Source organism: Pseudomonas sp. F007 (assembly GCF_057814275.1).
Map to the genome: position 1 here is coordinate 83,435 of NZ_JBVATA010000012.1, position 19,224 is coordinate 102,658.

Here is a 19,224-nt window from a genome sequence, read left to right on the forward strand (position 1 = left end):
ACATCTCGTCAGCCGGCATTTGCCCTCACTCCTGAAACCGCAGCCCCGAAGAGGTCTGCGCGAGGGCGGCTGCGCTTAAAACAACTACAAAAAGGCGGAGAAACAACGCAATGCACAACAACAAAAGTCACGGGTTCACCACCTTCCACTACAGCCTGCTGGCCTCGGCCATTCTCGCGGCCACGGCGCCGATGGCCCATGGGGTCGAGATTGATACGGGCAACCCGGACTGGAACGTCCGCCTGGACAACACCGTCAAGTACAACTACGGCGTGCGCACCGAAAGTGCCGACAAGCGCATGTTGGCGACGCCGAACAACAACGACGGCGACTACAACTTCCGCAAGGCCGGGACCAACATCACCAACCGTATCGACCTGTTGACCGAAATGGACGTGGTCTACCAGAACAGCATGGGCTTTCGTGTCAGTGCTGCCAGTTGGTACGACAAGGCCTATGAGAACACCGGCTCCAACTCCAACCCGTTCGTCAACGGCAACGATGCGCGCTCCGGCCTGGTGGCCAACGACCCACGCCTGGCCGGCGTCACCGGCGACAACGTCGGCAATGGCAGCCCGCACCTGAGCAACTACGCCCAGCGTTACTACACCGGTCCGTCCGGGGAAATCCTCGATGCCTTCGTGTTCTACAGCACCGAAGTCGGCGACGAGTCGATCCTCAGCCTCAAGGCCGGCCAGCACAACGTGTTCTGGGGCGAGACCATTCTCAACCCGGTGCACTCGATCAGCTACGGCCAATCCGGCCTGGACCTGGCCAAACTGGCGGCGTCCCCTGGCACTGAAGCCAAGGAACTGTTCGTGCCGCGCAACCAGCTGTCGATGACCTTCACCGTCAACCCGGAGCTGACCGTCGGCGCCCAGTATTTTCTCGACTGGAATGCTGCTCGCCTGCCCGAAGCCGGCACCTATTACGGCGGCTCCGACCTGGTCGGTTTCGGCGCGCAATCGTTCCTCCTTGGCAATACCAACGCTGTTGTGCCTGGCAGCCCTCTGGGTTGCGGCCTGGCGCCGTGCAATGCGCTGACCAACGTGCGTCGCGGGCATGACCTGACACCGGACAAGAGCGGCGACTGGGGCGTCATGGCCAAGTGGTCGCCGGCGTGGCTGGACGGCACCCTGGGCGTCTACTATCGCGAAACCTCGGAAATCCTTCCGCAGGCCTATCTCGATGCGCGCGGCCTGACCTCGGCCAACCCCAACGGCACCCGCCCGGCCGGACAAGTGCCGGCCGTGATCAACACCCTCAACTCGTTGAGCACCGCCACCTACCAGATGGCCTACGCCGACAACATCAAGATCGTCGGCCTGAGCCTGTCCAAGGAGATCGGCGGGGTCAGCGTCGGGTCCGATTTGAACGTGCGCCACAACATGCCATTGGCGAGTATTCCGGCGATCGTCAGCACCAACAGCCCGCTGGGTCTGGGCCAGGGCCTGGGCCTGTTGCCGGCCCGTAGCGCGGCCTCCGGCGTGGTCTATGACACCCCGCAGAAGGGCGACAGCATGGCCGCCACCGGCGACACCCTGCACTGGACCCTCAATGGCCTGATGACCCTGGCGAAGAGCCCGGTGTTCGACTCGGCGACCCTGCTCGGCGAGCTGTACTACAGCAACCTGCTCAAGCTCGATAGCCACAACGAGGCGCTGTACAAGGGCAAATCGACCTACCACGGGATCGACGCACCGACCCGCGACAACTGGGGCGTGGCGGTCAACTTCACGCCGACCTGGTACCAGGTATTCCCCGGCGTCGACCTCAACGCGCCGATGTCGGTCAACGTCGGCCTCGATGGTGTGTCGCCGGTCTCCGGTGGCGGCGCCAAGGACACCGGCAACTACGCGGTCGGCGTCGGCGCGGTGGTTTACAACAAATACTTCGTCGACCTCAAGTACGTCGACTCTTTCGGCCAGACCGACAAGTGCAATACCAGCGGAGTGAGTACCGGTCCGACCGGTGGTGACGGATCCACGCCAAACGCTTTCAGCGGCAACGAAAACTACGCCTGTTATGGCGGCGGCTATTCGTCCTTCTCCGGTGGCGGAGCCACGACCGAGGACCGTGGCGCGCTGTACCTGACGATGAAAACCACTTTCTGATTCAAACACTGATTTGCTCAACGCAAGCAGGAGAACAACAACATGACTTTCATCAAAACCGTGTTGGCCGCATCCCTGGCCATGGTCCTCGCCGCTCAGGCGCAGGCTGCCGTTTCACCCCAGGAGGCGGCCAAGCTGGGCAGCAGCCTGACCCAGGTCGGCGCCGAAAAAGCCGGCAACGCCGACGGCTCGATCCCCGCCTACAGCGGTGGCCTGACCACGCCGCCAGCCAGCTTCAAGGCCGGCGACAGCATGCGCCCGGACCCGTTCGCCAACGAGAAACCAGTGCTGGTGATCGATGGCAAGAACGTCGATCAATACAAGAACCTGCTCAGCGCCACCACCGTCGAACTGGCCAAGCGTTTCCCCAGCTTCCGCGTTGATGTCTACCCGACCCACCGCACCGTTTCGCTGCCGCAAGCCGTGCTCGACAACGGCGTGAAAAACGCCAGCGGCGCCAAGTCCCTGGAAGGTGGCCTGGCCATCGACAACGTGCTGCCGGGCGTGCCGTTCCCGATTCCACAATCGGGCAACGAAGCGATGTGGAACTTCCTCCTGCGCTATCAGGGCGTCAGCATCAGCTCCAAGTACGACTCGTGGAACGTCGACTCGGCCGGCGTGCCGAGCCTGGCCACCACCGGGCAGGCGTTCATCTCCTACCCGATCTACGAGAACCTCGCGCAGCCGATCAGCAGCGCCGACGTCTACTACCAGATGAAGCTGGCCTACACCGGCCCGGCACGTCGCGCCGGCGAGGCAATCATGCTAAAGGACGCGGCCAACCCGCTGCAGCAACCGCGCCGCGCCTGGCAGTACCTGCCGGGTCAGCGTCGGGTCAAGCTGGCGCCGAGCCTGGCCTACGACACGCCGAACCCGGGTACCGCCGGGGCGGGCACCTACGATGACGTGTTCGTCTTCAATGGTGCGCTGGACCGCTACGACTGGAAGCTGGTGGGCAAGCAGGAAATGATCGTGCCCTACAACACCTACAAGCTGACCTACGTCCAGGATCCGAAGTCGATCACCACGCCTAACCACCTGGCACCGGACTTCGTGCGTTGGGAAAAACACCGCGTGTGGGTGGTCGAAGGCACCCTCAAGGCAGGCGCTCGTCACATCTACCAGAAGCGTCGCTTCTACCTCGATGAAGACAGCTGGACCGCTCTGGCATCCGACCAGTACGACGCCCGTGGCCAGCTCTACCGTGGTTCGTTCGCCTTCCTCAGCCAGAGCTACGACAAGCAGGTGCCGGACTCCACGCCGTTCATGATCTACGACCTGGTGGGGGGCTCCTACAACATCAACGGCGTCGTCGGCCCGTACGGCGGCATCAAGTACACCGATCCGCTCTCCAAGGCCCAGTGGTCCTCGGAATCCCTGGCTGGCAGCGGCATTCGCTAAACCCACACAAACACTTTGTGGGCTGAAAAAAACCTGTAGGAGCGAGCTTGCTCGCGAAGAACGAAAGGACGACGCGGTTATCCAGACAGCCAGCGTCATCGTTGACGACCTTCGCGAGCAAGCTCGCTCCTACAGGAAGCAAGGCAAGCGTGTGTGCTGAGGTTTTCCGTAGAGGACGCGGTATGGGTTCGAACAAAAATTATCTGAATCTGGCACTCGGTGTCGTGCTCGGTCTGTCGCAAGGCATCAGCCTCGCGGCCGACTACGTCGACGTGCTGGACCTGCCTGCCCGGGTCAGTGCCCTGGCGAGCAACAGCCCGTTGTCCGGCATGACCCGCGCCGGCGAGCGCGTGGTCACCGTTGGCCAGCGTGGCCATATTCTGTTTTCCGACGACGCCGGCCAGCACTGGCAACAGGCGAGTGTGCCGGTCAGTGCTGATCTGACGGCAGTGAATTTCCCCACCACCACCCAGGGCTGGGCGGTGGGCAATGACGGCGTGGTGCTGCACAGCAGCGACGCCGGCGCGACCTGGAGCAAGCAGCTCGACGGTCGGCAGATCGGCGAATTGCTGGTCGAACATTACGCGGCGTTGGCCAAGGCCGAGCCGGACAACGAGCAGTGGGCGTTGCTGGCCGAAGAAGGCCAGCGCCTGGTGGAGCAGGGCGCCGACAAGCCGCTGCTGGACGTGTGGTTTGCCAACGAGCAGACCGGCTACGTGGTCGGCGTGTTCAACCTGATCCTGCGCACCGACGACGGCGGCCAGAGCTGGACGCCGATGCAGGACCGCACCGACAACCCCCAGGGCTTCCACCTCAATGCCATCGCCTCCACCGGCGACGCGCTGTACATCGCTGGCGAGCAGGGCTTGCTGCGCAAATGGGACCCGGTCAGCCAGCGCTTTGTCGCATTGCAAACACCCTATCAGGGCAGCTTTTTCGGCGTGCTCGGCAAGCCCGGCGAAGTGCTGGTCTACGGCCTGCGCGGCAACGTCCTGCGCAGCACCGATGGCGGGCAGAGCTGGACCGCACTGGACAGTGGCCTGCACATCAGCCTCACCGCTGGCCTGATCGATGCCCAGGGCAATTATCGATTGTTCACCCAGGGCGGGCAGATGCTGGTGAGCCAGGGCAGCGGCGCGCAGTTGAAGCTGGTACTGCAACCGGCACCGATCCCGGTGGCCGGCGCCACGCAGTCCGCCTCGGGCGCGCTGGTGGTCGCGGGCAGCCGTGGCGCACGCACGCTGGCGATCGATCCAGCCCTCGAACCCTAAGAGCGAGAACCCAGACATGGGCACTATCAAACAAGACGCCATGCCGGTCATTCGCGACCTGCGTGATTTTGACCGTCACTCGGGCAACCGCCTCGAGCGCCTGGTGTTCAACTACCGGCCGCTGTTCATGCTGCTGATGGCCGTGGCCACCGTGGTGTTCGCGTTCATGGCGGTGACCCGCCTGGAACTGCGCCCCAGCTTCGAAAAAATGATCCCGCAGAGCCAGCCGTACATTCAGAACTTCCTGGAGAACCGTGCCTCCCTGCGCGGCCTGGGCAACTCGGTGCGGGTGGTGGTGGAGAACACCGAGGGCGATATTTTCGACCCGGCCTACCTTGATGTGCTCAAGCAGGTCAACGACCAGCTGTTCCTCACCGAGGGCGTCGATCGTGCCTGGATGAAATCGCTGTGGAGCCCGGCGGTGCGCTGGACCGAAGTCACCGAAGAGGGCTTCCAGGGCGGCCCGGTGATGCCCGACACCTACGAGGGCAAGCCGGAACAGATTGAGCAACTACGGCAGAACATCGCCCGCGCCGGCATCGTCGGTAGCCTGGTGGCCAGCGACTTCAAGTCGAGCATGTTGATCATCCCACTGCTCGACAAGGCTGCCGCCGGTGGCCAGCCGATCAACTACCACGCCTTCTCGCGCATGCTTGAAGAGCAGCTGCGCGACAAGATCGAATTCGCCGGCGACAGCGCCGCGCGCAAGGCCGGGGAAGAGGGCAAGGGCCCTTACAAGGTGCGGGTGATCGGCTTCGCCAAGTTGATGGGCGACCTGATCGACGGGCTGATCCAGGTGATGATGTTCTTCGCCCTGGCGGTCGTCACTTCGCTGGTGATCATCTACGCCTACACCCGTTGCGTGCGCAGCACCCTGCTGGTGGTTGGCTGCTCGCTGATCGCGGTGGTCTGGCAGCTGGGGATCGTCGCCTGGCTCGGCTACGTGATCGACCCTTACTCGGTACTGGTGCCGTTCCTGATCTTCGCCATCGGTGTGTCCCACGCCGCGCAGAAGATGAACGGCATCATGCAGGACATCGCCCGTGGCACCCACAAACTGATCGCCGCGCGCTACACCTTCCGCCGCTTGTTCATCGCCGGGGTCACCGCGTTGCTGGCCGACGCCGTGGGCTTTGCGGTGCTGATGCTGATCGACATCCCGGTGATCCAGGACCTGGCAATCAGCGCCAGCATCGGCGTCGCGGTGTTGATTTTCACCTCATTGCTGCTGATGCCGGTGGCGCTGTCGTACGTGGGCGTCGGTGCCAAGGCCGCCGAGCGCGCGCTGAAAATCGACAGCCGCGCCGACCACCACAAAGGCTTCGGCAAACTCTGGGACCTGCTCGACCGCTTCACCACCCGCAAGTGGGCCACCGGCGCCGTACTGGTCGGGCTGCTGATGGGCATTGGCGGCTTCATGGTCAGCCTGCACCTGAAAGTCGGCGACCTCGAAAGCGGTGCCCCGGAACTGCGTGCCGACTCCCGCTACAACCGCGACAACGCCTACATCACCCAGCATTACGCGCTGTCCAGCGACCTGTTCGCGGTGATGATCAAGACCCCGCCGGAAGGCTGTCTGAACTACCAGACCCTGGTCCTCGCCGACCGCCTCGCCTGGGAGCTGCAGCAGTACCCCGGCGTGCAGGCCAGTGCTTCGCTGGTCAACGCGGTGCGCCAGATCACCGCCGGCACCTACGAAGGCAACCCCAAGCTCAACAGCATCCAGCGCAATCAGGACGTGTTGAACTACGCCGCGCAGCAGGCCTCGGTCAACTCGCCGGAGCTGTTCAACAACAACTGCTCGCTGATGCCGGTGATCACTTTCCTCAAGGACCACAAGGCCGAAACCCTCGACGCCGTGGTCGCGATCGCCGACAAGTTCGCCAAGGAAAACAGCAGCCCCGACCGCCAGTTCCTGCTGGCCGCCGGTAGCGCCGGGATCGAAGCGGCGACCAACATTGTCGTACGCGAAGCCAACCGCAGCATGCTGCTGTACGTGTATGCGGCGGTCACGCTGTTCTGCCTGATCACCTTCCGCAGCTGGCGCGCGACCCTGGTGGCGCTGCTGCCGCTGGTGTTGACCTCGATCCTCTGCGAAGTGCTGATGGTCGCCATGGGCATCGGCGTCAAAGTCGCCACGTTGCCGGTGATCGCCCTCGGGGTCGGCATCGGCGTCGACTACGCGCTGTACCTGCTCAGCGTGCAACTGCACTTCCAGCGCCAGGGCCTGCCGTTGTCCGAGGCCTACCGCAATGCGGTGTCGTTCACCGGTCGCGTGGTCGGCCTGGTGGGTATCACCCTGGCCGCCGGCGTGGTGTGCTGGGTCTGGTCGCCGATCAAGTTCCAGGCCGACATGGGCATCCTGCTGACCTTCATGTTCCTGTGGAACATGCTCGGCGCGCTGATCCTGATTCCGGCGCTGTCCTACTTCCTGTTGCGTGAACGGGTGCCTGCCGTGGCCCCCGTCACGCCCGCCGTCACCACCGAAACCACTGAACGTCCTGGCGTGCCCCATGCCATGACCACTTCCGAGTAAGCCAACGATGTCTGACTACAAAGCTCCCCTGCGCGACATGCGCTTCGTACTCAACGAAGTTTTCCAGGTGTCCCGGCTGTGGGCCGGTTTGCCCGGCCTGGCCGAGGTGATCGATGAAGAGACCGCTGCGGCGATTCTCGAAGAGGCCGGCAAACTCAGCGCCGAAGTCATCGCCCCGCTGAATCGCGCCGGCGACGAACAGGGTTGCACCTGGAACAACGGCCAGGTGACCACCGCCGACGGTTATGTGGCGGCCTACCAGGCGTTCGCCGAGGGCGGTTGGGGCGGTGTCGGCGGTGATCCGCAGTACGGCGGCATGGGCATGCCCAAGGCGATTTCGGCCCAGGTCGAAGAGATGGTCAATGGCGCCAGCCTGGCGTTCGGTCTGTTCCCGATGCTCACCGCCGGCGCCTGCCTGTCGCTCAACGCCCACGCCAGCGAGGAACTGAAAGCCAAGTACCTGCCGAACATGTATGCCGGCACCTGGAGCGGTTCCATGTGCCTGACCGAGGCCCACGCCGGCACCGACCTGGGGATGATCCGCACTCGCGCCGAACCCCAGGCCGACGGCAGCTACAAGGTCAGCGGCAGCAAGATTTTCATCACCGGCGGCGAACACGACCTCAGCGAAAACATCATTCACCTGGTGCTCGCACGGCTGCCGGATGCGCCGGCGGGGCCCAAGGGCATCTCGCTGTTCCTGGTGCCCAAGGTGCTGGTCAACGACGACGGCTCGTTGGGCGAACGCAACGCGCTGTCCTGCGGTTCCCTCGAGCACAAGATGGGGATCAAGGCATCGCCCACCTGCGTGATGAACTTCGACGGCGCCACCGGCTGGATCGTCGACGCGCCGAACAAGGGCCTGGCAGCCATGTTCACCATGATGAACTACGAGCGCCTGGGCGTTGGCATCCAGGGCCTGGCCCAGGGTGAGCGTTCTTATCAAAGTGCCGTCGAATACGCTCGCGAGCGCCTGCAGAGCCGTGCTCCAACCGGCGCGCAGAACCAGGACAAGGCGGCTGACCCGATCATCGTCCACCCCGATGTGCGGCGCATGTTGTTGACCATGAAGGCCTTGAACGAAGGCGGTCGCGCATTCTCCAGCTACGTCGCCCTGCAACTGGACATCGCCAAATTCAGCGACGACCTCGACATCCGCAATCGCGCCCAGGATCTGGTGGCGCTGCTGACCCCGGTGGCCAAGGCGTTTCTCACCGACATGGGCCTGGAAACCACCCTGCACGGGCAGATGATCTTCGGCGGCCACGGCTACATCCGCGAGTGGGGCCAGGAGCAACTGGTGCGTGACGTGCGCATCACCCAGATCTACGAAGGCACCAACGGCATCCAGTCGCTGGACCTGGTCGGGCGCAAGATCGTTGGCAGCGGCGGGGCGCTCTATCGCCGGTTCGCTGCGGAAATCCGCCACTTCAGCGCCACTGCCGGCGCCGGTCTCAACGAGTTCACCCAGCCCTTGAATGCCGCAGTCGATACCCTCGACGAACTGACCGAATGGCTGCTGGACCGAGCGCAGAACGACCCGAATGAAATGGGCGCGGCCTCGGTCGAATACCTGCAGGTCTTCGGCTACACCGCCTACGCCTACATGTGGGCACGCATGGCCAAGGCCGCCTTGAGTGGCCCGACCGAGGACGACTTCTACAGCGCCAAACTGGCCACCGCGCGTTTCTATTTCGCCCGCCTGCTGCCGCGCATCCATTCGTTGAGCGCCTCGGCCAAGGCTGGCAGCCAGTGCCTGTACGGCCTGGACGCAGCGCAGTTTTGAGTGCCAGGACAAGGAACCCCCGCATGATCAACACCAAAATCATTCCACCGGCCGAGGGCGCCTACGCCTACCCGTTGCTGATCAAGCAATTGCTGCTGTCCGGGGTGCGCTACGAGCCGGGCCGCGAGATCGTCTACGCTGACAAGCTGCGCTACAGCTACCAGACCCTCAACCAGCGCATCCGCAAACTGGCCAACGCCCTGACCGCCGCTGGGGTCAAGGCCGGCGACACCGTGGCCATGCTCGACTGGGACAGCCATCGTTATCTGGAGTGCTTCTTCGCCGTGCCGATGATCGGCGCGGTGCTGCACACGGTAAACATTCGCCTGTCGGCCGAGCAGGTGCTGTTCACCATGAACCACGCCGAAGACGACCTGGTGCTGGTGCATGATGATTTTGTGCCGCTGATGGAGCAGATCCAGGACCGCCTGACCACGGTCAAGGGCTTCGTGCAACTGAGCGACGAGCCGCAGCCGGAACGCACTTCGCTGCCGGTGCTTGGCGAGTACGAGCAACTGCTGGAGGCGGCGGCGGACCAGTACGACTTCCCCGACTTCGACGAGAACTCGGTGGCGACCCTGTTCTACACCACCGGCACCACCGGCGATCCAAAGGGCGTGTATTTCAGCCATCGACAACTGGTGCTACACACCCTGAATGCCGTCGGCACCCTGGGCGCCTATCAGGGCCAGCCGCTGCTGCGTTCCGATGACGTGTACATGCCGATCACGCCGATGTTCCATGTGCACGCCTGGGGCGTGCCCTACGTCGCCACGCTGATGGGGTTGAAGCAGGTCTATCCCGGCCGCTACGAACCCAACCGCCTGGTCCAGTTGTACCGCGAGGAAAAGGTCACGTTCTCCCACTGCGTGCCGACCATCCTGCAGATGATCCTGCACTGCGAAGAGGGCAAGCAGAGCCGTTTCGACGGCTGGAAAATGCTCCTCGGCGGCAGCGGCTTGCCCCTGGGCATTGCCAGCGAAGCCAGCGCCAGGGGCATGCTGGTGCACGCCGGCTACGGCATGTCCGAGACCTGCCCGCTGCTGTGCCTGACCCACCTGCGCGACGCCGACCGGGCGTTGCCCATGGAAGAGCAACTGCCGACGCGGATCAAGACCGGCACCACGGTGCCCATGGTCGACCTGAAAATCATCGACGCCAACGGCAACGATGTGGCCCAGGACGGCGAATCGCTGGGCGAAATCGTCGTCCGCGCACCCTGGCTGACTCAGGGTTACCTGAAGGCGCCGGACAAGGGCGCCGAACTCTGGCAGGGCGGCTGGCTGCACACCGGCGACATGGCCTCGATCGATGCCCTGGGCGGGGTGGAAATCAAGGACCGGATCAAGGACGTGATCAAGACCGGCGGCGAATGGATCAGCTCCCTGGAACTGGAAAGCCTGATCAGCGAACACGCAGCGGTGCTGTCGGTGGCCGTGGTGGGGATTGCCGACGAGCAATGGGGCGAGCGGCCGATGGCCATGGTGGTCTGTGAACCCGGGCAGTACCTCGACCGCAAGATCCTCGAGACCCACTTGCAGGGCTTCGTCGAGTGCGGGCGCATCAACAAGTGGGCGATTCCCAAGCAGTTCAAGTTCGTTGCCGAGATCCCCAAGACCAGTGTCGGCAAGATCAACAAGAAGTTGATTCGCGAAAGCATGCTCGACTGACTGGCGGCGTGGCGAGGTAAAACTCGCCACGCTCCGGGGTTAAAACACTATCCCCAGTTTTCCGCCTATTTCATCGCGAACTTGTTTGTCGTAGTCGCTGTGGGTGAACTGCCCGTCAAGGTCATAGTTGAAGCGGTTGTAATACAGCATGGCAATGATCGGCAGGTCGCCCTGTTGATTGAACAGCAGGCTGAGTTCGATATAAGGGTCGGTACTGTCTTTCAAGTCCTCGCGTTCATTGTCGACGCCATGAATATTCAGTTGCGCATCACCCTGAATCGACTGGCGAACACCGGCTTCCACCCGAAAGGTCGCATCGCTGAACAGGTGGTTGTAACCCGCCGCCGCTTTACCGAAGGGCGTCCGGCTGGTGAGATCGACGTCGTATTTGTGATAGCCCGGATCGAAGCGGTTCCACTTGTAACCCGCCCCCAGCAAACCATCGACAAAATTGCTTGAATCCAGCGCCATGCGCCAGCCCAGGTCCAGGTCGACCTGCGCATCCTCGACCTTCTGCCCTTGTTTTTCCGAGTACTGCCCGGTGATTTCGGCCAAATAAAACAGCCCGTCGTGGGCGGTCATCTTGTTGCCATAGTTCAGAAATAATCCGCCTTCTGGCATGCGTTCGGTTTGCGTGCTTTTCTGCCCCTTGAAATCTAGTTCGCTGTAGCTGCCCAAGACGCCAAAGGACACTATCGGGTCTGCAGAAACTGCAGCATGGGAAGTTGCCGGTGCACTGACAACACTACAAGTGCAGACAACAACAATGGGAATGATCTTGTTCACAAGAACACCATTGATGTGCCGCGGGTCCGAGATGGATTCGCTCTTAAGTCGAATGTAGTTGGTTTCTGTAAGTTGTTTATTCAGGATAGGTAAATGGCGACGAACGGTGATGGTGTTCTGGATCCAAGTGGGGTGGGGTGCCTGTTTTTGTTGGGTGTGGACGGTTTATTTATTTTTTGTGGGTTTGGTTAGTTGAGGTGGCTTTTGGGGGGGGAGGGCGGTTTTTTATTGACGCCAGAATGGGAAAACGTCTTGTTTTATGTAACGTGGGTGAACGTAAGCGCTCAGCGACCAGCCCCTATGTCTCGAGCTAGGGCTTTCGTCAGTCCGATCCCTGGCCAACGGGAGGCGGTTGCAGAGTTATTTCAGTATTCCAGATTTTCTGAGAAAAAATATTGTAAACATTGCAGTGACTAGCGTGATTCCTGCCCATTGGAGGATGACTAGTTTTCGTTTGAGGTGCGCAGGGAAATTCCTTATGTCATCTGCGTTGATACCGCCATGCTTCATATGAAAGTTTGGAAATGTAATGATCCCTGAGATGCTGACGACTAGGATGAGTTTCCCCCATGGACCGGCTTGATCGTAAAAAGAAAATGTCGTGATCAGAGGGCTGTTCTTCAAATGCCTGAGCATTTCGTCCATCTTTGTATATGCCATATGTAAATTAACACCCATCCAGATGAAAATGCCTCCGAAGTCCAGTAGTCCGGCGGTAAGGAATATTTTGTCGGCAAGGCTTATGCTCATTTGAATGTCTCGCGAATTACCATAAATGCCGCAAGCTAGCTTGCTCATAAGCTTCTGAGTTGATCCGAAATGGGTTTTTAGATTTCGAATGCTTCTACAATCTCTGCTAAAACCACAAAAATCGTCGTAGAGGTCAGTAATGCAATGACGCTCCAGTGTAGTGCTACAAGTTTTTTCGTCATCGACTGCGGAAGGTTTAATAGATCTTCGGTGCTGAGACTACCTTGCTTGAGAAAAAAACCAGGGAAGGCGACGATCCCAGAAACGCCCCCAATCAATAGCGATTTTCCCCATCGGCCGGAATAGTTGAGAAACGCACGCTCCTTGATTGCCGAGCTGTTTTTAAGAAGCTCCAGAATCAGCTCCATTTTTGTGTAGGCCATATGCAGTGCGATAGCTATCCATATCCAAATGCCAAGGACGCCCAGACCACAAAGCAGGCTGATGATGGTCATGGAGGTTGTCATTTTATACGCTCATAGATGTTAACGCCCTACAGTACACAGCAGAGCGGATTGGTTTCTAGAAGGTATGCATTTATTTCAATATTCCTGATTTTCTGAGAAAAAGTAGTACGAACATACCAATGAGTAAAATGATGAACGTCCAGTAGATGGTAATCAGTTTTCTTTTTAATCCCGCTGGGAAGTTTTTTATGTCATCTGCGTGGACGGTGCCATGCTTAATGTACAGGTTAGGAAATGTGAGTGCTCCAGAGATGCCACCAACCAACAAAAACTTCCCCCAAGGCCCTCTTTCATTTAGTGGAGTCAATGTTTTGATCACTGAGCAGTTTTTTAGGTGGCCCAGCATATACCCCATCTTGGTGTATGCCAGGTGTAGGCTAACACCTATCATTATGAAAATGCCTCCGAAGTCCAATAGTCCTAATGTGACGAATATTTTGTCGGCGAGACTTATGCTCATCTGACAATCTCGTAGATAACCTCAGCAATTTCTTCTCCTGCTAATTCCCCGCCCCTCCCAGCTACATATGAACCAACGCCGACTGCTACAAGTCCGCAAACCAACGCAGCTGTACCCCCAGTCGGGACACTAAGCGCGGCACATATCGAACCTGCAACAGGTGTTGTTAAGACGAAGCCAGCCGCTTGACCGCCACCGAGTCCACCCAGAAAGCTCCCTGTCTCAGTAAATTTCACTTTCTTACATGCCTCCGCATTCCCGGCAGAACACACTTCCTGCACCTTTAGTCTCGAAGCTGCTCCACCAATAGCAGTACCCACCCAGCCACCGTATTTAACAATCCTGGAAGCTTTCGCCACACCGTCAATATGAGTGGCATAACCCGGAATTTGTCCCGCTGCTCCCGCTTGGGTCCATTGGTGGACCAGGCTGCGGCTGGAGATGCCCAATGCGCTTCGCAAATTCGGGTGGTCAGGAAATCCGATGTTTTTACGAATCATGCCGTCGAGGTGCAGATTGAGTTTTCCAAGCAGCTCTTTACGCTCGGCGAAGAACGTTGCAGAGCGAAGGTGCCCGTCTACTTGAAATGAGCGTTGATGCAGGGATTCGATATCGCTCAGGATGGTTTTCACATTATCCAGATGGCTGCGGAGCATGGATGTCCTGATACCGATGGCGTCCGAACTCAAGGTGAGAATGTCGGCTATCTCATTTCGATGACTGGCCATGAAATCAGCCTCGTCGGTGCTGAGTGGCGCCAGTGCTTCCCACGCCTGAGCCGACGCCTGCATCAACAACGCCTCCTCCTTTGTGCACTGAAAGTTCCGCGGATCACTCAACACAATCATCGATCCCGCCTTCACCTCCCCGCGATGAGGATTCAGCGCCTGGAATTTGCGCATCACCGCCGGGTCGCGGGTGGGGAAGAGGGTGGCTTCCAGCGCTTCGCGGGTGGTGCTTTTAGGGACGATGTAGAAGCCGGGTTCGGCGCCGGCGAAGCCGGTGATGGGCGTGGCGGTGGGTTGGCTCGACGGGGTCAAGCTGGACGGCTGCGGCTGCGGCTGCGGCTGCGGCGTCGGTCGCGGAGCGGCGGTCGGGGTGGGTTCGGCGGTGCGGCGCATCGGTTGCGCGGGGGAGGGTTGATTGACGTATCGCGCGGTATAGACCGAGGGCGTCAGCGTGGCTTTGCAGGGGCAACTGCTGCGGCTGTCGAGGGTGCCGGCCATCAGGCGGCCGTGGCTCCTCATGTGGGAAATGCCGCCTTCGATACGGTAAGTTTTGCCGTTTACCCCGCAGGTCACCCGATCGCCTTCGCAGGCATGCAGCACGCCGTACAGGTTGATTCGCGGATCACCGTCCAGTACTTCGCCGCCGCAACTGGTTTTATCGCCCAGGCCAATGAAAAATCCTTCACTCATGACTGTTGCTCCCTGTTAACCGGTCGTCCAGCAGGTTGCCGACCGGTGATGGCTGAGTTGAATGCTTTAGTGCGACAAGACCGGCAGAAAGTCTTCTGCCATGGGCACGCCTTTACGGGCCAACATCTGGACTCGGCGCTGGGGCGTATTGATAATTTCGTCGCCGTTACAGAGGCGGCTGCCGACCAGCGCAACATTGCTGTTGCTTTCGCCGGCGCCCGTTACGATCTTCGCTGTACTGCCATCGGCATACACCACGCTGTCGCCTTTCTGTGCGACACGAACCATTTGACCGTTATCCAGGCCGATGGTCTGGCCAGTGGATGCGCTCTTAATGACGCCACCGTCTCGGGTTCGGCTGCCCTCGGTGGCGAGGCGGTAAATGGCGATGGGGGGATGGCTTTCCAGATAATCCTGCTGTTTCTGAATGAGTTCTCTTACGTCTTCGCTGAAACTGGCAAGTTGTTCCTCGGTATAGCGTTGTTGGTCACATTCGCGGAAATAATCCCGGGAGACTTCATTGGTGTACAGAGGCAGCGTCGATGCATTCATTTTTTATTATCCATGTCCATGGGGAGTTGGGTCGCTACCATGGAGATGAAAATAATCGAAGTAAATAGGACGTTTCCGCAAATCATGTAGTCCACAGGAAATAACTTGCGTAGTGGCGCCTCGGCAATACTTGGTTGCGATGTGTCAGCTCAATTATGAATAATCTGTAAGTTAGATCGGGTAATTACCAACTATAGAGAAACTTCCCACATCAACTATCCGCCCCAAACAAATTACAGATCAAATTGAATACGTTGCCCTCCACGGCACTCTCCACCGCCACCCAGCAGCAGCGAGATGACGTTGGCGGTGACGGCGCAGCCTATGACCGTCGGCGCTGCTGATGGCCTGGGTCAAGATGCGCCCATAAACGCAAAACGGGCACTCCCTGGAGTGCCCGTTGTGTTATTGCCCGCCAGTATTTACGCGCTGGCCGGCGCCAGGCGGCCGAGACGCAGCCAGCCGATGATCACCGCGGCAATCAGCAGGAAGCCCAGGTAGCCGAACAGTGGATAGACCTGGCCGACCAGGCTGATGAAACCCACCAGGCTACCGACGAAAGCCAGCGCACCCGCCGCTGCCGAGCCGAGGCGAAATTTTCGTGTGCCGGCCGGCAGCAACCGCGCCGAAAACGAGTACAGGGTGCCGACGGCGGTGTTGAGGATCATGCAGAAAATGATGATCGCCATCAGCAGGCCCAGCACCGGCGAGGCTTCAGAGGCGATGAACAGCATCGGCATCGGCAAGTCGGCGACGCTGTCCAGGCGCGACAGCAACCCCAGGCTCATCACCAGCATCAACAGGCCCAGCACGGCACCGCCGAGGATGCCGCCCCAGATCGCCTGTTTCTCGGATTTCGCCGCGCCGCCCATGATCGCCAGGATCGGCACCCCGGCAACGATGTTGTACGACACATATAACAGCGCGCCCAACAGCCAGTGGCTGGCCCCGGCCTCCTGCTGGCTGGCCAGTTGATCGAGTTCGGCGAAGCTCAGGTCGCGGGTGGCGACTCCATACAGCGCTACGCCCACGGCGGTGAGGATCAGGAATGGCGTGGCGGCGCCAATCATGCCGATCACCTTGTGCACGTCGAGGCAGACCACGGCGACCACGATCAGCGTCACCAGCACGCTGCCGTAGATCGCTGGCAGGCCGAACTGCTGTTCCAGCAGCGCACCGCCGCCGGCGAGCATGACCACGGTCACGGCGAACATGAAGAAGGTGATCATCAGGTCGACGAACACCCCCAGGTAGCGACCGCACAACGCATACACCACGTCCTTGTGCGAGGTCGCCTGCAAGCGACTGCCCATGCCTGCCAGGGCCATGCCGAGGAAGGTGAAGAACGCGGCGCTGACCACCGCACCGAGCAAACCCCAGACCCCGAAATCGACGAACATCTGCAACAGTTCACGCCCCGAGGCGAACCCCGCGCCGACGATGACACCGACGAATGCGCCGGCGATTTTCAGACTTTCCTTCATGAGCAATCCCTCGATCTATTGTTGTTATGGAGGCTGGGGAAGGGCACCGTCCAGGGCCTTTCCGGGGTATTACAAGAGGCTGGGTCAGCGTCCGCCGACCCAGGCCTGGACTTCGATTTCGATATCGACACCCAGCGCCAGGCCGGCGCTGACGGTCGAGCGCACCGGGTAGCCGTTGTTGAAGTGACGCTGGTAGACCTCGTTGAAGCCGGCGAAATGCTGCATGTCTGACAGCCACACGGTGGCCTTCACCACCTGGTCGAAGCTGCTGCCGCATTCGGCCAGGGTTTCGCCGATGCGGGCCATGACCGCTGCGGTTTGCGCCTGGATATCGCCGCGCACCACTTCACCGTCGGCACTCATGGGAATCTGTCCGGAGAGGAACAGGAAATCGCCGACCCGAATCGCTTTCGAGAACGGGTAGGGCAGGGTGCTGGGGAAGCGCTGGAGATCGTTGGACATGACAGGGAGCCTTTTTCGGTGAGTATGGGAGGTGAATGTTCAGCGCAGGCGCGCCGGTGCCAGCCGTTGCGGGTCGACACCCTGGCGCAGCAGTTCTTCGGGCACCGGCTGATCGAGCAACAGCGCGCAAGCCAGTTGCGACACCCCGGCGGCCGACTGAATGCCGTAACCGCCCTGGGCCGCCAGCCAGAAAAAACCAGGGCGCTGTGCATCCCAGCCGACCACCAGGTCACCGTCGGCAACGAATGAGCGCAGACCGGCCCAGCTGTGGCGCGGACGCTGAATCTGCAGCGAGGTGACGGCTTCGATGTGATAGATCCCGGTGGCGATATCCAGCTCTTCGGGTACTACATCCTGGGCTGCGACGGGGTCGGCGTTGGCCGGTGAGCCGAGCAGTTGCCCGGCGTCGGGTTTGAAGTAGAAACTTTCGTCGATGCCGATCACCGCTGGCCAACGGGAGAAATCACAGTCCTCGGGACCCTCGAAGGTGAACGCGCTACGCCGGCAGGGTTGCAGGCCAATCGGCGCGACATCGCACAACGCCGCCACCTGGTCGGCCCAGGCGCCGGCGGCATTGACCAGAGTGCGCGCCTGCACCCGGCAACCGTCGCCCAGGGTCAGGTGCCAGAGCGCGCCTTCGTGGCGGGCCGCGACCAGTTCGGCATTGCACTGCAGCACCCCACCGGCGCGGCGCATGCCACGCAAAAAGCCCTGGTGCAAGGCGTGGACATCGAGGTCGCGGGCGTCGGTTTCGAGCATCGCTCCACCGAGCGCCTCGGGTCGCAGGCAGGGCACCAGGGCCCGGGCCTGGGCGGCGTCGATCAGCGAGACGTTGTCCGAGCAGGCACGAATGCTCGCGTAGGTTTGTTCGAGCAGGGGCAGTTGCTCCGGGCTGGCGATGTACAGGCAGCCTCGGGGTTCCAGCAGTGCGTGCTCGCTGAAACCCTCCGGTGGCTGCTCGTAGAAGGCCCGGCTGGCGCGGGTCAGCGCCTGGATCTGTGGGGTGCCGTAGGCCTCCATGAACATCGCCGCCGAGCGGCCGGTGGAGTGGTAGCCCGGCTGCGACTCCCGTTCCAGCACCAGCACGCTGGCGTGGCCTGCCAGGCGATAGGCCAGGGAGGCGCCGGCGATTCCACCGCCGATGATGACGAAGTCGTAACACTCGCGGTCTTGCATGCTGGCGAACCTCCTGGAAGGTGGGGGGCGAAAGTGCGGGCCCCGGTCGGGTCAATAAATTCTCATATGAGAGAAATGTAAGATATGAGAATTTTCCCGTCAAGCCATCCGTTGCTCGCCTTGAGGTAGTATTGCCCGACGCGTCCAGGCCCAACCGCCAGGAAGGGTAATTGGCATGATCAGAGAGACTGCATGAGTTCCAACCCAGCACCACCCGCTTCCAGTGCCACCGCCCATCCGCTGATTGACCGTGCCCAGGTCGGCGCGCGCCTGCGGGCTGTCCGAAAATCGCAGAAACTGACGCTCAAGCAGTTGTCCGAACGCTCCGGTGTGGCGCTCTCGACCCTGTCGAAAATGGAGTTGGCGCAAGTCTCGGTCAGCTACGAAAAACTCGCCGCCGCCGCCCGCGCCATGAGCGTCGACATCGCCCAGTTGTTCAGCCCGGCAAAAGATCCGTCGGATACGGCCCAGCCCACGGTGGTCAGCACTGCCATCGACAGTGCTGCGGGCTACAGCACCGGCAATTACGACTACCACCCGATGGCTGGCGATTTTCCCGGGCGCAGCATGACCCCCATGTACGCGCGGATTTTCGCCCGCGAACTGACCCAGTTCGAAGACTACATCCGCCACCCCGGCCAAGAGTTCGCCCTGGTGCTGTCGGGGCGTGTGCGGATTCAATTCGAGACCGGCGAATCGATCACCATCGGCTGCCGCGAAACCGCCTATTTCAACAGCAGCGTTGGGCATATCTACCTGGCGTTGGGCGAGGATGGTGCGGATGCCGAAGTGATGGTGGTGATGTCGGAGCGTTGAACACGACATTGTAGGAGCGAGCTTGCTCGCGATGGGGCCAGCCGCTACACCGCATCAATTTCATCGCCAGCAGCG

General features: G+C 60.9%; 15 protein-coding genes. 7 read left to right on the forward strand and 8 right to left on the reverse strand.

Annotated elements, in window-relative coordinates:
• The first annotated feature begins 110 nt into the window (after nucleotides 1–110).
• The 6 genes from ACZYR5_RS27415 to ACZYR5_RS27440 all read left to right on the forward strand — a co-directional run bounded on the left by ACZYR5_RS27415 (nucleotide 111) and on the right by ACZYR5_RS27440 (nucleotide 10,778).
• On the forward strand, nucleotides 111–2,114 hold the full coding sequence (locus tag ACZYR5_RS27415) for a DUF1302 domain-containing protein (protein WP_489092574.1): 2,004 nt from the start codon (nucleotides 111–113) through the stop codon (nucleotides 2,112–2,114).
• Nucleotides 2,115–2,156: 42 nt separating this feature from the next.
• Nucleotides 2,157–3,515 carry a DUF1329 domain-containing protein gene (locus ACZYR5_RS27420; RefSeq protein WP_489092575.1) on the forward strand — a complete coding sequence of 453 codons (1,359 nt, stop codon included), beginning with the start codon at nucleotides 2,157–2,159 and terminating at the stop codon, nucleotides 3,513–3,515.
• Nucleotides 3,516–3,697: 182 nt separating this feature from the next.
• The gene (locus ACZYR5_RS27425) at nucleotides 3,698–4,786 is read left to right on the forward strand and encodes a WD40/YVTN/BNR-like repeat-containing protein (RefSeq protein WP_489092576.1); all 1,089 of its coding nucleotides are present in this window, start codon (nucleotides 3,698–3,700) and stop codon (nucleotides 4,784–4,786) included.
• 16 nt (nucleotides 4,787–4,802) lie between these two features.
• A complete protein-coding gene (locus ACZYR5_RS27430; protein WP_489092577.1) occupies nucleotides 4,803–7,322 on the forward strand; it encodes an efflux RND transporter permease subunit in 2,520 nt (839 codons plus the stop codon).
• A 7-nt stretch (nucleotides 7,323–7,329) separates the two neighbouring features.
• Nucleotides 7,330–9,108, forward strand: coding sequence for an acyl-CoA dehydrogenase C-terminal domain-containing protein (locus ACZYR5_RS27435; protein ID WP_489092578.1), 1,779 nt, complete (start codon nucleotides 7,330–7,332; stop codon nucleotides 9,106–9,108).
• 23 nt (nucleotides 9,109–9,131) lie between these two features.
• On the forward strand, nucleotides 9,132–10,778 hold the full coding sequence (locus ACZYR5_RS27440; RefSeq protein ID WP_489092579.1) for a fatty acid--CoA ligase: 1,647 nt from the start codon (nucleotides 9,132–9,134) through the stop codon (nucleotides 10,776–10,778).
• 39 nt (nucleotides 10,779–10,817) lie between these two features.
• Here ACZYR5_RS27440 and ACZYR5_RS27445 read toward each other — a convergent pair whose 3' ends face one another.
• The 8 genes from ACZYR5_RS27445 to ACZYR5_RS27480 all read right to left on the reverse strand — a co-directional run bounded on the left by ACZYR5_RS27445 (nucleotide 10,818) and on the right by ACZYR5_RS27480 (nucleotide 18,333).
• Complete coding sequence (locus ACZYR5_RS27445; protein WP_489092580.1) at nucleotides 10,818–11,564, reverse strand: hypothetical protein; 747 nt, start codon at nucleotides 11,562–11,564, stop codon at nucleotides 10,818–10,820.
• A gap of 360 nt (nucleotides 11,565–11,924) precedes the next feature.
• On the reverse strand, nucleotides 11,925–12,362 hold the full coding sequence (locus ACZYR5_RS27450; RefSeq protein ID WP_489092581.1) for a hypothetical protein: 438 nt from the start codon (nucleotides 12,360–12,362) through the stop codon (nucleotides 11,925–11,927).
• 29 nt (nucleotides 12,363–12,391) lie between these two features.
• Nucleotides 12,392–12,769, reverse strand: coding sequence for a hypothetical protein (locus tag ACZYR5_RS27455; RefSeq protein WP_489092582.1), 378 nt, complete (start codon nucleotides 12,767–12,769; stop codon nucleotides 12,392–12,394).
• Nucleotides 12,770–13,237: 468 nt separating this feature from the next.
• A complete protein-coding gene (locus ACZYR5_RS27460) occupies nucleotides 13,238–14,659 on the reverse strand; it encodes a PAAR domain-containing protein (protein ID WP_489092583.1) in 1,422 nt (473 codons plus the stop codon).
• A gap of 66 nt (nucleotides 14,660–14,725) precedes the next feature.
• Nucleotides 14,726–15,211, reverse strand: coding sequence for a PAAR domain-containing protein (locus ACZYR5_RS27465; protein ID WP_489092584.1), 486 nt, complete (start codon nucleotides 15,209–15,211; stop codon nucleotides 14,726–14,728).
• 422 nt (nucleotides 15,212–15,633) lie between these two features.
• Entirely contained in the window at nucleotides 15,634–16,695 is a 1,062-nt protein-coding gene (locus ACZYR5_RS27470; RefSeq protein WP_489092585.1) for a YkvI family membrane protein, read from the reverse strand.
• 84 nt (nucleotides 16,696–16,779) lie between these two features.
• Nucleotides 16,780–17,157: a RidA family protein gene (locus tag ACZYR5_RS27475; RefSeq protein WP_489092586.1), complete on the reverse strand. Its 378-nt coding sequence runs from the start codon at nucleotides 17,155–17,157 to the stop codon at nucleotides 16,780–16,782.
• Nucleotides 17,158–17,196: 39 nt separating this feature from the next.
• Nucleotides 17,197–18,333 (reverse strand): NAD(P)/FAD-dependent oxidoreductase, encoded by a 1,137-nt coding sequence (locus ACZYR5_RS27480; RefSeq protein WP_489092587.1) that lies wholly within the window; start codon nucleotides 18,331–18,333, stop codon nucleotides 17,197–17,199.
• A gap of 192 nt (nucleotides 18,334–18,525) precedes the next feature.
• Here ACZYR5_RS27480 and ACZYR5_RS27485 point away from each other — a divergent pair, with 192 nt between their 5' ends.
• Nucleotides 18,526–19,149, forward strand: coding sequence for a helix-turn-helix domain-containing protein (locus ACZYR5_RS27485; RefSeq protein WP_489092588.1), 624 nt, complete (start codon nucleotides 18,526–18,528; stop codon nucleotides 19,147–19,149).
• Nucleotides 19,150–19,224: the final 75 nt, after the last annotated feature.

Coding starts and splice junctions, on each gene's coding strand:
- ACZYR5_RS27415 (WP_489092574.1), top strand. CDS start 111: ATGCACAACAACAAAAGTCACGGGTTCACCACCTTCCACTACAGCCTG.
- ACZYR5_RS27420 (WP_489092575.1), top strand. CDS start 2,157: ATGACTTTCATCAAAACCGTGTTGGCCGCATCCCTGGCCATGGTCCTC.
- ACZYR5_RS27425 (WP_489092576.1), top strand. CDS start 3,698: ATGGGTTCGAACAAAAATTATCTGAATCTGGCACTCGGTGTCGTGCTC.
- ACZYR5_RS27430 (WP_489092577.1), top strand. CDS start 4,803: ATGGGCACTATCAAACAAGACGCCATGCCGGTCATTCGCGACCTGCGT.
- ACZYR5_RS27435 (WP_489092578.1), top strand. CDS start 7,330: ATGTCTGACTACAAAGCTCCCCTGCGCGACATGCGCTTCGTACTCAAC.
- ACZYR5_RS27440 (WP_489092579.1), top strand. CDS start 9,132: ATGATCAACACCAAAATCATTCCACCGGCCGAGGGCGCCTACGCCTAC.
- ACZYR5_RS27450 (WP_489092581.1), bottom strand. CDS start 12,362: ATGAGCAAGCTAGCTTGCGGCATTTATGGTAATTCGCGAGACATTCAA.
- ACZYR5_RS27455 (WP_489092582.1), bottom strand. CDS start 12,769: ATGACCATCATCAGCCTGCTTTGTGGTCTGGGCGTCCTTGGCATTTGG.
- ACZYR5_RS27460 (WP_489092583.1), bottom strand. CDS start 14,659: ATGAGTGAAGGATTTTTCATTGGCCTGGGCGATAAAACCAGTTGCGGC.
- ACZYR5_RS27465 (WP_489092584.1), bottom strand. CDS start 15,211: ATGAATGCATCGACGCTGCCTCTGTACACCAATGAAGTCTCCCGGGAT.
- ACZYR5_RS27470 (WP_489092585.1), bottom strand. CDS start 16,695: ATGAAGGAAAGTCTGAAAATCGCCGGCGCATTCGTCGGTGTCATCGTC.
- ACZYR5_RS27475 (WP_489092586.1), bottom strand. CDS start 17,157: ATGTCCAACGATCTCCAGCGCTTCCCCAGCACCCTGCCCTACCCGTTC.
- ACZYR5_RS27480 (WP_489092587.1), bottom strand. CDS start 18,333: ATGCAAGACCGCGAGTGTTACGACTTCGTCATCATCGGCGGTGGAATC.
- ACZYR5_RS27485 (WP_489092588.1), top strand. CDS start 18,526: ATGAGTTCCAACCCAGCACCACCCGCTTCCAGTGCCACCGCCCATCCG.